We start from the raw sequence: 16,297 nt of genomic DNA on the forward strand, positions 1-16,297 counted from the left end.
TTAGTTCCTTTCGTGTTCGTCTTTTAACATTCGGTGTGCAGGTGTCTCGAGGTCATCAAACTGACCTTTGGATGTGGCCCAGAGGAAGGCTGAGACAAAGCCAATTCCTAAAATTAAAGCCATGGGAATCATCAAAATCAAAATATTCATTTAAGCCCCCACAAAGAGGACAAGATAATAATCACGGAGCTGATCGGCATTAAGATCGCGGCCATCATGGGATTGATAAATCCAGATAGAGCCAGCACAGCACCCAGAGTATTGTAGATGAGAGAAATTGATAAATTGCGAATCAAAACTTTGCGTGCTTGTTGAGCAAGGGCGATCAAATCTAAAAGTGGCATGAGTCCGCCACGGGTGAAATAGACATCAGCGCTTTGCAAACTCAAGTCAACGCTTCCTTTCACGGCTATTCCCACATCGGCCTGCTGCAGGCAGAGTGAATCATTGGCTCCGTCGCCAATCATACAGGTCTGTTTATAGCGTTCAAGAATATCTTTTTTGTCTTCAGGGAAAAGCTCGGCGAAACATTGCCCCTCAGGAATATGACAGGATTGTGCAACAGATTTGACGCGAGACTTTCTATCACCCGAGAGCAGAAAGCTGTTAAGTCCCAAAGAATGAATTTTTGCCACAACTTCGGGGGAGTCTTTGCGAAGTGAGTCGACAAAGTAAAGACGGCAAAGACTTTCGTGATTCTTAAAAACTTCAATACCCAGTTCCGAGTCATGAGTGGTTTCCGATAAATGGCGAATTTCATAAAGATCTTCGTCAATCAAACCGCGCACACCTTTTCCCAGGATTTCTTGGGCCTCTTTAATTTCATAAAGAGTCTCGTCATTCTTCCACGCCTTGCGAAGAGCAAAGGCGATCGGATGATAAGAATGAGCTTCCAAGCTCAAGATGATTTTTTGTAGATCAGCAGGAATTACAGTCGGGGCCGTGTGCACCAGGCTTAAGGCGCCTTCAGTCAGAGTGCCGGTTTTATCGAAGAAAATATTTTTAACAGCGAGTATCCGCTCCAGACTGTTCGCATTCTTGATCAACATGCCCATGCTTTGCGCTTTTTTTAACGCAAGGCCAAGAGTGAGGGGCGAGCCAAAGGCCAAGGCGCAAGGGCAGGCCAGGACAATTAATGCTAAAGATCTGTTAAAGGCTTCAGACGGATCGACAAAGAAGTAGATTGCGAAGAAAAGAATCGCCGTCGCAAAGACGGTGACAATCAGTTTTTGTGCCAAGCGATCGGTTAAAGTGACAAAGTTGCTTTTTTGATAGGCCTGTTGATCAAGTTGTTTGAACAATTGACCAACACGGCTTCTTTCGAAGTTGGTAAGTGCTTTGATTTCAATTTTATCATTTAAAACTTTACTGCCGGCAAAAAGAGTCATGCCTTGGGTGAAATCTTTAGGAAGAGATTCCCCATTGTAAAGTGACATATCAAGACTGGCACGCACGGAGATCAGTTCGCAATCAACGGGCAATGTTTGACCAGACTTAACCAGCAAACGATCTTTGGGAGCGATCTTATTCCAAGGAATGAGTTCGTTGTCCATGGTGCCGATGGCGCCGATGGAGCCAGTGCCGATAGCGCCGATGGCGCCAGTGCCGATGCGTAAATATTTTTCCCCTTGAAAAAGAGAAGAGGCGCGAGCGGGAGCCAGATAATTTTGCTGTACGCGTTTTAACAGATAGCGCGCGCTCAAAATAAAGAACATAAAGCTCGCCGTGCTATCAAAGTAAATGGACCCGTCGCCGCGAATTAAATTGTAGGTTGAAAATGAAAAGCCAGTGAGCAGAGCTATCGTGATTGGAAGATCCACATTGGCGATCTTGTATTTGAGTGAGTTCCAAGCTCCTTGATAGAAAGGGACTGCACTGTAAAGTAGAATTGGAAGAAAGAGCAGGAAGCTGATCCAGTTGAAAGTCACCGCGAAAGATCCAGCCAACCCTGCGTAAACCGGAATCACAAAAAGCATGGTGTTACCGGCACAAAAACCAGCAACGGCAATACGCATAAGGAAACGTCTATTTTCCAGTTTGTATTTTTCCTGCAAGTCATCTTGGGGGCTGAGCAGGCTGGGTTTGTAGCCAAGCTCCTGTATGGCTAGAGCCACATTTCCCAATGAAGCGCTGTCATCGAGATTGATGGCCACAGTGGATTGGCCAAAGTTCACTCGGGCGTTTGAGACGCCTTCGCAAAATTGCGGTAGTTTCTCAAGTAAATGCACGCAAGAGGAGCAGTGCAGGCCTTCCGCAAAAAAGAGGAAGTTGTAGTCAGTGCCCTGAGGTTGACGATAAAGATTGCGGAAGTCATTTTGGTCTAAATACGAATAAGGGTTCTCAATAGGGCGCGCGAGGGAAGAGTGAGTTTTCTGATCGAGGATCTCACAGGCAGTGCAGCAATAAGTTGCGCCCTCAGTGAGCGCTCCACAATATTGGCAATTCTGTTTATCTACCACTTCCATAGCTTGTCCTCTGTGATCACTATGGATGAGGCTTATACTTTAAAGTATGATCGGAGTCATGGCCTTGCTAAATTACACCCCGGGAGGAGACGCGCGAATTTTGAGCTTTTCTTTCTCTAAAATGCGAATACTTCGACCATCTGTCTGGTCGATGAGTCCTTCTTTTTCAAATTGAGCCAGTGTGCGAATAACTGTCTCAGGGGTTGTACCAGCCCACTGCGCAATCTCGCGACGAGTCCAATTTTGGTGCGTGAAGTGATCTTGTAAAAACAAGAGGGCCTCAGCAATTCTCTCGGCCGCCCCTTTATCCATCTGGCCCATCCACTTTTCCTCGGCAATCCGAAGGTCCTTGGAGATATGATGAAGAAGTTTGAGGGCCATCTCAGGATGAGTGGTGAAGAGATTCATGATGTCGGCTTTTGAAATGAAACAAAGTTCGCAGTCTTCCACCGCAATTGCCGAAGCATGATAAGGCTCATTAGCAAAAAGGGAGCGATATCCCAACGCGGCTCCTGGTCCCATAAGACGCAGGGTGTGTGCAGCACCCGAAGGTGATGTTACTTCCAACTTCACCAAGCCACTTTGAATAGTGAAAATCCCAAGTGGATCGTTATCCGCATAGAAAATGACCTGACCACTCTTAAAACGACAGGTGACCTTTGCTTTTTGGATGACATCAATAGCATCAGGAAAAGAGCACAGAAGACTTTCGTCTTTCATGTCACAAAATTGACAATTGGTCGTAGCGTGTTTCGGGCAGTCGGTCTTTGGCGTGGACATAAACCTAGAGTAACAAACAATCTCCATCTTCCGTAGAGAAAACGCACATTGGTATGGTGCTCTCCATCTAGATGTCCCTTTGCGTTAGGTAGATGGGGTGAGGATCCAGGGTCCAGTTGTCGGTAGCTTAACAAAAGTCTAACAATATTCCATTTGCCAATAGTCTTAGGTCTGTTTCTAATAGGGCATGTTCCGCACAGCAACAGGATGTTGTTGGCGAGAACAAAAAAGAAAACCAAATTGAACAGCTCTAGATGGACTTGGAGACGTATGCATAAGCTTCTTCTCGTGTTAGCGATCAGCGCGATAGTTTCAAACACTCACCAAGCTTCAGCTCAGGAAGAGCAGAAATTGGGATCAAATCCTCGCTTTGACGACTACTATACAGTTTCCGATGTCGACATGGCGTCAGAGCAAGTGAGTCATCAAGACACCATTAAGAAAATTGGCAAAGAAATCGACCCCCTGCAGTCGGCGCAAAATCTTTTTCTGGAAGCTCCAGAGTGGATGGCGGAGTTAAAAGCTAAAGTTCTGTCTCTGCTTCAGTTCGATCATCACAATGAGAGCTACGGCGATGTGAATGAACCGTACAACCGCAGCAAGCATTTTGGTGGATGGATTAACGATAAAAACGATGACACTTGCTATAACACTCGAGCCAAAGTTTTGATTCGAGATTCTAAAACACCGGTCACGGTCAGCTCCAGTGGTTGCACGGTGGTTGCGGGTTCTTGGGATGAGCCTTATACAGGCAATCAATTGACCAAAGCCAGCGATATTCAAATTGATCACTTTGTTCCTTTAAAAAACACTTACATCAGCGGTGGCTGGCGCTGGGATTTCCGTAAACGTTGCTTGTATGCGAACTTTTTGGGTAACAGCTTTCATCTGATTTCTGCGGATGGTCCACAGAATATGAAAAAGAGCGACCGAACGCCTGAAGAGTATATGCCTCCGAATAAAGCTTATGCGTGCCAGTATCTGGAACAGTGGCTCAAGGTGAAATTGATCTGGGAATTAGGTCTGACGCCGCCAGAAAAACAAGCCGTGGTGTCGCTGATTGAGCAAAATCACTGCGATCTTTCGAAATTCAATTACTCTGCTCAAGATTTGCAGCAGCAAAGAGCCTTTATGGCTGACAATATGAATCTCTGTCAGTAGTACAGAGGAATGTCAGAAGCGCAAATCAGACAAGATAAAGTTTTAGGAATGTTGTGGGGGCTGCACGCCGGAGATTCTCTGGGAGCCCCTCTTGAATTTTTGCCCCCATCAGAGTCGTGGAATTCTCAAACTGAAATTGTCGGCGGTGGGAAGTTCAATTGGAAAGCCGGCGAAGCGACGGATGACACGGATCTGATGCTTTGTGTGATGCGTGCCATTCAAAGTTCTTCGCAATTTTCATTCGATATTTTGAAAAGGGAGATGCTGGCCTGGTATGCCAGCAATCCGCCGGATATCGGGACGACGACGATCAAAGGTTTGAAAAATCTGGCGGCAGACCTTCCTCTACGTGACTGTGGCTTTGTGAATAATGATTTCCAGGGAAATGGCTCGATCATGCGGGTGGCTCCCATGTGCCTTCTGGATGAGCAGGTCACCACCCACTATCAAGGAGAAACGATCGTCTCATCATTGACGGACGTTTTGATCACACAAACCAAAATGACCCATGGACATCAGCACTGTGTCGATTGTGATTTGGTTTTTGTCGCGGCTCTTAAAGCGGCCTTGGCGGGGAATGGGAAAAATGAAATCTTCGCCGTTGCTGTCGAAAAAGCCAAAGAAGTTTCACCGTTGATTGCGGAACGTCTTCAGGGGTTGTTGTCACTTCCCTGGGAGCAGCTTCCAACTTCTGGATTTTGCGTAGATACATTGTGCGCAGGCCTTTATGCCTTTATGAATTACAATTTTCTTGAAGAATCTCTGGTGGCTGTCATCAATCGCGGTGACGATTCAGATTCTTGTGGAGCCGTGGCAGGGGCGCTTTGTGGTGCCTTTCATGGCAGCGCGGCGATTCCGGCAAGGTGGCTTAACAAATTAGAATTTAAAGAAGAAATCCAACAACTGGTGAACGCTTTTTTTGGACAGCACTAAACTTTCCTGAGTAGTATAGAGTTCATGACATACACAACGATTGAACTCCTCGGTGCTATTTTCTTCGGTCTTGCGGTTATTCACACATTTTTGGTGGGCCGTATTCTTGCTTTGTCTCATCATTTTCCGAAGGATTCGATGTGGAGTAATACACTTCATCTTCTGGGGGAAATCGAGGTTGTCTTTGCCATTTGGGCGTCGCTGTTTATGGCCGTCTATATTGGCGTCGAAGGTTGGAAAGCGGCGATTGCCTATCAAAAGTCATTAGATTTCATTGAACCGTTTTTTATTTTTGCGATCATGGTGGTCTGTTCAACCAGACCTATCTTGACAGCGGCTCGTCAGGGAATTTTGGCATTGAGCACTTTGGTTCAAAAAGTTTTTAGAACACCAGCTGTTCTTACGGATCTGATCATCATTTTGATTGTTGGCCCATTGAGTGGCAGTTTTATCACTGAGCCTGCGGCGATGACGGTTACGGCCTTCTTGTTAAATTCAATGTTGCAAAAAGAAACGAGCAAATTGATCTACGCGTTGATTGCAGTTTTGTTCGTTAACGTCTCTATTGGCGGAGCTTTAACACCTTTTGCAGCGCCGCCGATTCTGATGGTGGCAACGAAGTGGAATTGGGACTTTCAATTTATTCTCTCTAATTTTGGCTGGAAGAGCGCTCTTGCCGTGACAGTGAATGCCTTTGGATTGATTTTGATCTTCAGAAAACAGTTCCAGGAAAGCTGTATCACTTTACGAGAAGTCGAACAGCGTTTAGCGTCGGGCCACGCCGAAATTCCATGGGCGGTGACTTTGGTGCATTTGGCTTTCATGGTGGGAATCGTCGCCACGGCTCATTATCAAAATGCCTTTATGGGATTGTTTTTGCTTTTTATGGGTGTTGCCAGTGTGACTCTTCGCTATCAAGATCAACTTCGTCTTAAAGAGAGTCTTTTGGTATCCATGTTTTTGGGCGGAATCATCCAGTTCGGAGCATTCCAAAAATGGTGGTTGGCGCCGCTGTTGGGAAGCATGAATGAGATTTTGTTATTTAAAGGTGCTGTCGCTTTAACCGCAATTACCGACAATGCCGCTTTGACATATTTGGGGTCGCAGGTCGAAGGTTTGTCTGACGCAAGTAAATATGCTTTGGTCGGGGGAGCTATTGCTGGTGGTGGTTTGACTATTATTGCCAATGCTCCAAATGCAGCCGGGTATTCTATTTTGAGCCAAAAATTCCCCGGTGGTATCAAACCTTTAAACCTTTTATTGGCGGCCCTTGCTCCGACCGCAGTCGCGATCGCATTTCTTTGGTTACTTTAGGGGAGCAATTTTCAAAAAATATTTTTATTGCCCTCTAGACAAGGCAAAAACGCTTCGCTATTCTAGCACCATCTTTACGAGAGGAGGACATTATGATTTTCACTGCATTGTTAAAATTGCTAAAATCGATGGACCTCCTACATTCGGCTTTTTAGCTTCACTGTTTTTAGAGTCACAGTCTTATAAAAGATAGAATATAAAAGACTAACTCTCTTGATGTTCCCCCAAAATAACCGACGAAGTCTCGGGATCTAAAAAATCTTTCTGACGGAATCGAAAATTAAATTAAAAAATTCTTCCTTTGAATTGGATTCTTATGAATTTCTTCAGACGTTTATTCTTCACCGAGGTTTCCCCCTTGGTCAAAAAAGCAAGGACTCAGATCATTCAAGAAAACGATCTTTTGCCTTTGCCAGCCGATATTGATCCGCGTGTGGTATCTATCGATATCGCCAAAGTGAAATGGCATGCGCCGCACGCGCATTTATTCTCCTTATTGAGCTCTTTAAAGAAGTATCTGGTGCCGGCTTATTCCTGGTATATCGCCAGTGCTGTATTTTCTTTGTGTACGCCCGTGTTGGTGCATCGCTTTGTCGGATTGATATCGGCAGGAGTCACGAATGAAAACCTCAAAGAAACCCTCTTGGTCGGAACCTTGCTGGGATTCTGCGGCTTCTTAACAGGTTTCTGTATTCAGCATTACTACGTGCGGACTTTGCGCTCTTATCAGCTTTTAAGTAATTTGCTGAATGAGAAAATCTTCCGACACAGCCTCAAGCTCAGTCTGCAGGCTCGTCAGAAAAACCAGCTCGGTGATATTGTGAATTACATGGGCAGCGACAGTGACTCGGTCGCGGACTATGCCTTGATCCTTGCAGATTTGGCCTATGCCGTGGTCATGATTTTCGCGATCGTCGGGATGCTCTTCTATTATATAGGATGGTCGACATTGGCGGCGATTGCCGTCCTTTTGGTTCTGGCGCCTTTGACGAAGTTTATCAGCAAAACGTTCACCAAACTGGATGACGAGATGATGGCCCATCGCGATCATCGGGTCACTTTGATGACGCAAGCCTTGAATGCGATCCGCGTGGTGAAGTATTTTGCTTGGGAAAAAAGCGTTGCAAAAGAAGTGAATGATGTCAGAGCCAAAGAACTGGCAGCTCGTCGTCATCTTGCGCGCGCGGAAACTTTTTCGTCATTGGGTTATCTTGGCGTTTCCACTTTTGTGCTTTTCGTGGCCTTGGCCGTTCATGCCTGGCGCGGTGAAAAGTTGGATGCGGCCTTGATCTTTACCTGCATCTCTTTGTTTGGTCTTTTGGAAGGGCCCTTCGGAGAACTATCGCGTTTGATCTCTCGATATACCCAGGCTTTGGTGGGCGCTCGTCGTATTTTGAATTTCTTGTCTCAGGAAGAGGTTCAGGAAAAAACCGGACGCTTGGATGAATCTGGTAAAGCGGCTGGCGTTAAAGTGGATGGCTTGACGGTGTCTTATCAAGATGCGGTCAGTCCTGTTTTGCAGAATATTTCATTCTCTGTGGCACCAGGAAAATCTTTGGCTGTCGTAGGGCCTGTGGGAGCCGGGAAAAGCTCTTTGATTTATACTTTGCTAGGGGAAATTCCAACATCAGCAGGAGCTGTGGAGTTTACGGGCTTGGATGCCGCTGAATTGCGTCCGCGCGTGGCTTACGTTCCGCAAGAGGCTTATGTCGTCAATGCCTCTTTGCTTGAGAATCTTAAGTTTGGTGAAGAGGTCAGTGGTGAAGAACTGCGCCGCTCTTTACATAACGCCTGTTTGGATAAAGATCTGAAAGAATGGAAAGCGGGTTTGCGCACTGAGATCGGCGAAAAAGGTGTGAATCTTTCCGGTGGGCAAAAGCAACGTGTCGCTTTGGCACGAGCTTATTTGTCTCGGCCGCAAGTGGTTTTGCTGGATGACCCATTGTCGGCGGTGGATGCAGAGACAGAAAATCAACTGGTTCAGCGTCTGATCTTTGGCGCGTGGAAAGAAAAAACTCGCATCGTGGTTACGCATCGTCTGGAGCATTTGGCGATGTTCGATCAAGTTTTATATATCGAAGACGGACAAGTGAAAGGCCTTGGTACTTTTGCAGAGCTTAAGGTGACCTGTCCTGAGTTTGCCGATTTCTATTCTGAACACGGCAAAACTCAAGGGGAGCAGGAGCCCGCAGCGATTCAAGAGGTGGCTGCTGTCGCCGCAGAAGCCGCGACTACAGAGATTCATGAATCCCGCGTGACCGAAGACGAGGACCGCGAAGTTGGGGCTGTGAAGGGATCCGTGTATTGGGATTACATCAGCTCATTGGGCGGGGATGGGAAATACACGAAACCTTTGATTTTGTTGGCCCTGCTATTGGGGGCACTTGGTGTGACGGTTTTGCCGTTGGCGCAGAAGTCATGGTTGTCATATTACTCCACTCATCAAAATGAATGGAATGCTCTGACGGCCATTGGGATTTATGGTGCCATTGGTATTTCAGTCCTGGTGGCCAGTTTGTTGGATAATTTGTTTTGGCTCAGCCGTGGAATTCAGGCGGGCAAGGACATGCACGACAAAATGCTGAAGAGTGTTTTAAAAGCTCCCGTCAGATTCTTTGACTCGACTCCGGTGGGCCGTGTTTTGCAAAGATTTTCTCGCGACATCGAATCGGTGGATGTCTATCTGCAATGGAGTTTCAGTTCTGCTGTGAACTGTGCTTTGCAAGTGGTCGCGGCGCTGGTGCTGATCTTGGGACTAATGCCTTATATGGTGTTTGTGATCGGGCCCGTGATGTTGCTGTATTACTTCTTACAGCGCGACTACCGCAGGCCGGCCCGTGAAGCCAAGCGTTTGGACAGTATTGCGCGCTCGCCTCGCTATGCTCACTTTAAAGAGAGTTTGCAGGGCTTGGTGGTGATTCGTGGTTTCAGCAAGTCTGATTGGTTCTTGCAGAACTTCTATGACAAGTTAGCACACAGTCAAAGAATGTTCTTCTCGCACTATATGTTGAATCGTTGGTTTTCTTCTCGCATTCCCGTGGTGGGGGGATTGATCTCTATCGGAACAACGGCGGGTGTGAGCTTGTCCGCTTATTATGGCATCATGAGTGCCGGTACGGCGGGCTTGGTAACAATGTATTCATTGTCCTTCTGGGCCTATTTGAATTGGGGCGTGCGTATCTTTGCTGATATCGAATCACGCATGACTTCGATTGAGCGCTTGAAGTTTTTCGCCAACCTGCCTGCGGAGAAAGACACGTTGGTCGCATTGCCAGAGCCACTGCGCCCCACTTGGCCAGAGTTCGGCGCGATTGAAGTGAACAACCTGCAAGTGCGCTATGCGACTCATCTGCCCTTGGTTTTGAAAGGTATCACTTTCAATGTTGAGGCGGGGACACGAGTCGGGATCATTGGTCGCACGGGCTCAGGGAAAAGCACCTTCTTTCAATCTTTATTCCGTTTCATCGAGGCGGAAGAGGGCCGCATCGTGATTGATGGCGTGAATGTCGCAGGGGTTTCTTTGGAAAGACTTCGTCGTAGTTTGGCGATCATTCCTCAAGACCCGACATTGTTCATGGGCACGATCCGCAATAATTTGGATCGTTATAATGAATACAGCGATGAAGAAGTTATGGGCGCTTTGAAGCATGCCTCTATGTGGGAGCATGTTGAGTCGCTACCGCAAGGATTGAATTCGCCGGTGACTGAAGGTGGTTTGAATTTGAGCCAAGGGCAAAGACAGTTGCTGTGTCTTGCGCGAGCACTCTTGACGAAAGCGCGGGTCATTGTGATGGACGAAGCGACTGCCAGCGTGGACGTACAAACCGATGCGATCTTGCAGAAAGTGATACGCGAAGCCTTTGCGGGAGTGACGATGTTGATCATCGCACACCGTTTGGGAACTATCGCGGACTGTGATCAAATTGTTGAGATCTCTGCCGGCACGGTGAAATCGATTCGCCGTCCTCATGAGATCTCGGTGGAAGAGATTGAAGAAAGTCTGGTCTAATTCCTGACCTCTTAGTGAAGAAGCAATGCGACGCCAGCGCTGGTGTTGGATTGTTTCTTCGTCTTATGGTTTTACGCAAAGGCCTTTGTGTTGGCAGGCGATCATATCATAGCGGTGTTGATGAAGTTCTAAAAGAGTGTACTCAAGTTCCTGACCATAACCAGCTTGAACCGTGCCTTTTTGTCCAAGAGTGATGAAGTCGCTGACACCTTCAAATTGTTCTTTGGAATAAGTCACATCTGACGATGTCGATCTGAAGATCAATCCTTTTGAAGAACGAATGGCTTTCAAAAAGCGTTGGCGTTGTTCCATGGCCTTTTCCAAGCCAGCGCGAATGTCTTTCCAGCATTTGACTTCGGCGATGCGAATCACTTTGTTCATGTTCTTATCGAAAACAATAACATCCAATTCGCCGATCACGCGTCTTTGTTCATCGCTGTAGGAAATCCCCGTGATCACTTCATATTGCGGAGCCGGATAAGATTTTTGAACATCAAGGCGGGCAATCTCTTCACAAATGGCGCCGGAATCTTCATAGCTGCGCGGTACACTTTTGAGGTTTTCGAAGTCTTCAGCCCAAGTCGCGGCAAACGTATTCAATGAGAAGAAAAGAGAGCAGACCAGGATAAAGTGTTTCACGGGAAAACCTCCAAATGAGGTCTTTTAAGTCTCTTAAGAGTCTTAGGGAGGCAATAAGTTCTCTAGGAATTTCAGCTTCTTGGGAATTATTTACAGAGCACTACAGCCCATTTCTGGTTCGGAGATAATACTTCATCAACTGATCGGCGCGAGAGTAGAGGCGGGTCTTGGTTTCGTCAGAGACTGTGCCTGGGTAAAAGTCGATATCAGGTATAATAAGATCGGCAAAACAACGAGAAAGCAGATGCTTTCTTTTCGGTCATTGCGAGGCAGGCACAACAGAATGTTGGAATAGAATGTGAGATAGGGAAGTGATAGAGAGAGGATTTTAGGCAAAAAAAAGGGAACCCGAAGGTTCCCTTTCTACTTAGAGCAAAGCTCGAAGTACTCAAACTAGTGAGCAGCTTCTTCTTTTTTCTCTTCAGTTTTAGCAGCTTTTTTGCCGTGTTTTTTAGCAGCTTTTTTCTCAGCTTTAACTTCTTCTTTAGCTGGAGCAGCAGCAGCAGCTGGAGCAGCTGTAGTAGCAGCAGCAGGTGCAGTTTCGTTAGCTTGAGCAACAACACCAGCAAAAACAACAGACATCAAAAGAGATGCGAATTTCATAAAACCTCCAAAGGTTTGGTTAAAAGCCCGTTATTGGGATCGGGATTAGACTAGCAAAGGGGGTTAAATCTGTGATTAAAAGCATATTAAATGTTTTTAATCTCAAAGATAAATCGCGCCCCATTTCCTAAGTGATTTTCAGCACTTAGCTTTGCGTTGTGAAGTATTGCAATCTTTTGAGCAATTGCTAGACCCAGTCCAAAGCCCTTAACTCGAGCTTCCATATTAGAACCGCGAGAGAAACGTTCGAAAATGAACGGCAATTGATCATCAGGAATGCCAGGGCCGTTATCTTCCACCATCAACTCACTTGTCTCATTCTTGTACGTGAGAGTAATAGAGACGACTTCGTTATTCGGAGAATACTTGATCGCATTCTCTACGATATTAAATATCAAATTTTCCAAGAGATCGTTGTCACCTAAAACCATCTTACGGTCTTCATTGGATTCATTGATGATGTTCAGCTTCAGTTTGATGGATTTGGCATTCGCGATCTTTTCACAGCGAGACAGAGCATCGAATATCAACTCATCCATAGAGAGCTCTTGCAGATTCAATGCCCCAATACCGGCATCGGCACGAGCAAGCAGAAGCATTTCTTGAACGATGTTGGCGAGATTGTCGACCTCTTGCAAAGAGCTGCGAATAAAGAGATCCACATCACGCTTTTCAGTTTTTTGTAAAAGCTCAAGCTCTTGGCGCATGATCGTCAGGGGTGTAAGCAACTGATGAGACGCATCGGCGACGAAACGTTCCTGACTTTGAAAGGCCTGTTGGATGCGGTCGAGCATGGCGTTCAAGGTCAGCGCCAGTTTTTGAATTTCATCCTTCGCATTCGGTACGGGAACGCGGGCTGAAAGTTCACTGGCTTTAATGTTCTGAGTGATATCGATCATGCGTTTGAGTGGCGCCAGGGCGCGGGCAGACAAGAATAAACCGCCAAAGGTTGCGATCAATAGCACAATTGGAATACCAAATTCCAAAAGAGTCAGACGTTTGGATATTTGCGTTTCCAGCAAGGTCATCGGCACCGCAATTTGCAACAGCAGTTGCGGTTTCGCCGCGTTATCCAGTGGGAAGGAGATCAAACGATAGGAGTCGGCCTCTGCCGAAGGGATATTGCTGATATGTTCAATCGTGCGATAAGTCGCCTCTTCGCCGCCCCAGATGCGTTCGAAATCCTTTTTGTAGGGCGGATTGAATTCCCCGAAATTTCCGACTCGCGCAAGCACCGCGCCGGAGCTGTGCCGAACTTGGATTAAGGCCGTCCCCAAGGGGAACGGTAAAATCTTACCGTGATCCAGACGCAACGGAGGAAAGTTAAGATCTCCTTTGACGCCGATCTCGACTCCTTCAGAAACGTCGACGGCATAATTGAAAAGCGCATCGTCGAAATCCTGTTGAAGATTGTCGATCATCATTTTGAACACGAATGTGTTAAACAGAATCGTCGTGACCCCGAAAATGGCGACGAAGATCAGCGACAGACGCAGACGAATGCTAAAGCTGGAAAAGAAGTTATAAATCTTTTTATGGATTTTCTTTAAGAACATATCCCGTGCCTACCACAGTGTGGATCAATCGTTTAGGGAAAGGGGCATCGATTTTTTTGCGCAAAAGATTGATGTACACATCGATCACATTGCTTTCGGAATCAAAATGAATATCCCAAACATGTTCCGCGATGGAAACGCGGCCCAAAGGGCGTTCGGGATTTCTTAAGAAGTATTCCAGCAGTGCGAACTCTTTGGCTGTTAAAGAAATCTCCTGTCCCGCTCTGCGAGCTTTGCGTTGAATCAGATCCAGCTCCAGGTCAGAGTATTTCAAAGTGCTGCTGACCGCCGCACCATTCGGAGATTTACGGCGAAGCAGGGCTCGCACACGAGCGTGCAATTCATCGAAAGAATAGGGCTTCGTCAAATAGTCATCGGCGCCGGCATCCAAGCCATGAACTTTATCTTTGGTTGTTGATAGAGCTGTGACCATCAAGATCGGCCCGTCATAGCCATCGCGGCGGATGTGTCGAGCAGTGTCGATACCATTTTGATCTGGCAACATCACATCCAGAATCACCAAATCATAATCGCCTTGAGCCATATAGGACTCCGCAGAGGTGCCGCTTTCCGCAATGTCGACAGCATAGCCAACCTCATTGAGTCCTTTTTTTAGGAAGTTGGCCATTTTTGCCTGATCTTCTACTACGAGGATTCGCATGGCTTGATGTTCCTTTCAAATGACTGATCCTTCAGGGATCAATTCTCTTGCTGATCTTAAGAGATCAGTGCTCTTGCTTCTCTTTCATAAAATAGTAATCCAGGATTCCCATCAAGGATTTATACTTCACGGAGAGCTGTTTTTGATTTTCAGTAGTATCCACCGGGGCGAGTCTTTCAAAATGACCCTCCCATTTGAGTCCATGGTCGTCTTTGCTTTGGGCTGCAACCAGAACTGCCCCTTCCTGATTCGCAATCAAATTGGATGCATTCACTGCATAATCAGGGGTTTTTGAAAACAAGTCGCGAGCGATGCTGTAATAAGGTTTTTCAGACAACGCCAAGTTGTATAGCGTTGGCAGAATATCAGCGTGTGAACCAAATGAATTCGGCGCCAGCTTTTTGCGAATGGCTTGCGGCATGTAGAGATACAGCGGCACAGAACCTTTTTGCAGCATTTCGTCTTCACCAAAATTGACGATCCAGAAAGTGTGATCGCCAGTTACGGCGATGATAAGCTTGTCTTTCAACGGAGAGTTTTTCACGCGGTCCAAGAATTGCGCCAGTTTCTGTGTGGAGTAGCGATAGGTGCGGAAACGATTTTGCGCCAAATTTTTGTCAGCGATAAGGCGCGATTCCAACTCTGCCGGGACTTTGAAATCAGGAGACTGATAGGTCGAAGGCAATTGATAAGGCGGATGATTGGTGGTCGTCATCGTCAAAACGAACTGCGGCGTCTTCGCTTCGTCGAGAGTTTTGTAAAGATAGCTGAAGAGATCTTCATCATAGATCCCCCAATCGTGGCGTTCTTTGACGCCTCCTGCAACGTTACTGATGCCTTCGCTGATTTCAGTTTCCCCTTCGACCGAATCAAAACCCTGACGGAGAGCAAACTTATTGACTTCGCGCCAGCCAGGATTTCCGCCGTAAACAAAGCGCGCCTTGTACCCGGAGTTTTTAAAAGTGCGTGCAGGGCTTGAGCGGAAAGGAACTTGCAAATAACCACTTTCCGTCAGGAACTCGCTGATAGGGCGTTGCGGAGACCCGATCATCAGACAGCTCAGGCTGCCAATGGTGGCATTCGTGCTGGAAAGGAAATTGGTGATATAGGTGTCTTGGTTGAAGTGTTTCTTCAAATCTCCAACCAGATCAAATTCTGGTTTGTCGTACTGAAGCCAATAACTGCCCAAAGACTCCATCACAAGAACCAAAACATGCGGTTTGGTCTTTTCAGCCCATTCATTTTTTGCGGTCGTGTGTTTAAGAAGTTCCAAGGGATCGGCAGGAACCTGGGCTTCAGGAATTTGATAGAAGTCCGCAAAGGCTTGACGATAATTTTCGCCATAACCGAAGTGTTGAAGATTGCTGTCCCAACGGCTGTTGCTTTGTGATTTCAATTCGATGGCGCGGGTGAAGGCCCGTGTCCCGTTGAAACACAGATGATTGATAAAGATATTCTTGGAGATGCCCGTATCCATCTCACTTAAGGGAAACAGGCTGACAGAGCCACGCGCGCCCACTCCGTTGACAAAGAAGACGGCCAGGGCAAAAAGAACAAATACAGGGTAAGAGATCTTTTCTGAACGCAACGGCAGCCATTCTTTACCTTGGGTGAAGTTGAGCTTTAAGCCCTTCCACAGAAGCCAGGTGAAAAGAGTCAAACCCAGGAAGATCCAGATGATGGGATAGTTTCTCCAGATGGTTTTCACGAGGGCGGTGGTGTCATCCTCGAAGAATCCAAAGATCAAAACATTGATGCGATCTTGATAGAAGCTGTAGAAGCCAAAATCCACCGCGCTGATGAAGGTCACTAAAAACAAAAACACAGTGTAGTAGGGGACTAGAAACTTAGTGAAACGGCCGTAAACCAGTTCAAGAATTTTCTCGCAGATCTTGAAGCCAGAAAAGAAACTGAGCAGAAAAAGAATCAGCAGAGGAATCGCATTGATATAAAATAAAATCGTACTGTCAAAGCGTGCGCCCAAAACAAAAGCATGCAGAATGTCTGATTTGTAGAGCTGGAGATCTTGCGAGCTTCCGTAAAAAGAAAGGAAAGCCCAGCGCCATAAAAAGCCAATGCCAATAAATACGGCATTTATAATGAGGATGCGTTTGAGATAAAGCCAAAATGCGTTCAGCCAACGAGCTCGGGATTTTTCCATCTAGGACGCGAAAAT

The 16,297-nt window shown here is 46.5% G+C and carries 12 protein-coding genes; 4 read left to right on the plus strand and 8 right to left on the minus strand.

Going from position 1 to position 16,297, the window contains the following annotated elements; genetic code table 11:
* The 3 genes from ccoS to NWE73_RS06570 all read right to left on the minus strand — a co-directional run bounded on the left by ccoS (position 1) and on the right by NWE73_RS06570 (position 3,185).
* Entirely contained in the window at positions 1 to 150 is a 150-nt protein-coding gene (ccoS, locus tag NWE73_RS06560) for a cbb3-type cytochrome oxidase assembly protein CcoS (protein ID WP_277577495.1), read from the minus strand.
* Positions 147 to 2,465: a heavy metal translocating P-type ATPase gene (locus NWE73_RS06565; protein ID WP_277577496.1), complete on the minus strand. Its 2,319-nt coding sequence runs from the start codon at positions 2,463 to 2,465 to the stop codon at positions 147 to 149. The genes ccoS and NWE73_RS06565 overlap by 4 nt, the downstream gene beginning before the upstream one ends.
* A gap of 72 nt (positions 2,466 to 2,537) precedes the next feature.
* The gene (locus NWE73_RS06570; protein ID WP_277577497.1) at positions 2,538 to 3,185 is read right to left on the minus strand and encodes a Crp/Fnr family transcriptional regulator; all 648 of its coding nucleotides are present in this window, start codon (positions 3,183 to 3,185) and stop codon (positions 2,538 to 2,540) included.
* Positions 3,186 to 3,515: 330 nt separating this feature from the next.
* Between NWE73_RS06570 and NWE73_RS06575 the strand changes: the two genes are divergently transcribed.
* The 4 genes from NWE73_RS06575 (at position 3,516) to NWE73_RS06590 (ending at position 10,662) form a co-directional block, all read left to right on the plus strand.
* On the plus strand, positions 3,516 to 4,406 hold the full coding sequence (locus NWE73_RS06575) for an HNH endonuclease family protein (RefSeq protein WP_277577498.1): 891 nt from the start codon (positions 3,516 to 3,518) through the stop codon (positions 4,404 to 4,406).
* Between the two features lie 9 nt (positions 4,407 to 4,415).
* Positions 4,416 to 5,339 (plus strand): ADP-ribosylglycohydrolase family protein, encoded by a 924-nt coding sequence (locus NWE73_RS06580; protein WP_277577499.1) that lies wholly within the window; start codon positions 4,416 to 4,418, stop codon positions 5,337 to 5,339.
* 24 nt (positions 5,340 to 5,363) lie between these two features.
* Positions 5,364 to 6,653, plus strand: a complete 1,290-nt coding sequence (locus NWE73_RS06585) for a putative Na+/H+ antiporter (protein ID WP_277577500.1) — start codon at positions 5,364 to 5,366, stop codon at positions 6,651 to 6,653.
* 316 nt (positions 6,654 to 6,969) lie between these two features.
* A complete protein-coding gene (locus NWE73_RS06590; protein ID WP_277577501.1) occupies positions 6,970 to 10,662 on the plus strand; it encodes an ABC transporter transmembrane domain-containing protein in 3,693 nt (1,230 codons plus the stop codon).
* A gap of 63 nt (positions 10,663 to 10,725) precedes the next feature.
* On the opposite strand, the gene NWE73_RS06595 is transcribed toward NWE73_RS06590, so the two are convergent.
* The 5 genes from NWE73_RS06595 to NWE73_RS06615 form a co-directional block, all read right to left on the minus strand.
* A complete protein-coding gene (locus NWE73_RS06595; protein ID WP_277577502.1) occupies positions 10,726 to 11,301 on the minus strand; it encodes a hypothetical protein in 576 nt (191 codons plus the stop codon).
* A gap of 393 nt (positions 11,302 to 11,694) precedes the next feature.
* On the minus strand, positions 11,695 to 11,904 hold the full coding sequence (locus tag NWE73_RS06600) for a hypothetical protein (RefSeq protein WP_277577503.1): 210 nt from the start codon (positions 11,902 to 11,904) through the stop codon (positions 11,695 to 11,697).
* Between the two features lie 86 nt (positions 11,905 to 11,990).
* Entirely contained in the window at positions 11,991 to 13,460 is a 1,470-nt protein-coding gene (locus tag NWE73_RS06605; RefSeq protein WP_277577504.1) for a sensor histidine kinase, read from the minus strand.
* On the minus strand, positions 13,438 to 14,121 hold the full coding sequence (locus NWE73_RS06610; protein ID WP_277577505.1) for a response regulator transcription factor: 684 nt from the start codon (positions 14,119 to 14,121) through the stop codon (positions 13,438 to 13,440). The genes NWE73_RS06605 and NWE73_RS06610 overlap by 23 nt, the downstream gene beginning before the upstream one ends.
* Before the next feature lie 64 nt (positions 14,122 to 14,185).
* Positions 14,186 to 16,282: an LTA synthase family protein gene (locus tag NWE73_RS06615; protein ID WP_277577506.1), complete on the minus strand. Its 2,097-nt coding sequence runs from the start codon at positions 16,280 to 16,282 to the stop codon at positions 14,186 to 14,188.
* Positions 16,283 to 16,297 lie beyond the last annotated feature (15 nt).

Source organism: Bdellovibrio svalbardensis (assembly GCF_029531655.1).
Lineage (GTDB): Bacteria > Bdellovibrionota > Bdellovibrionia > Bdellovibrionales > Bdellovibrionaceae > Bdellovibrio > Bdellovibrio svalbardensis.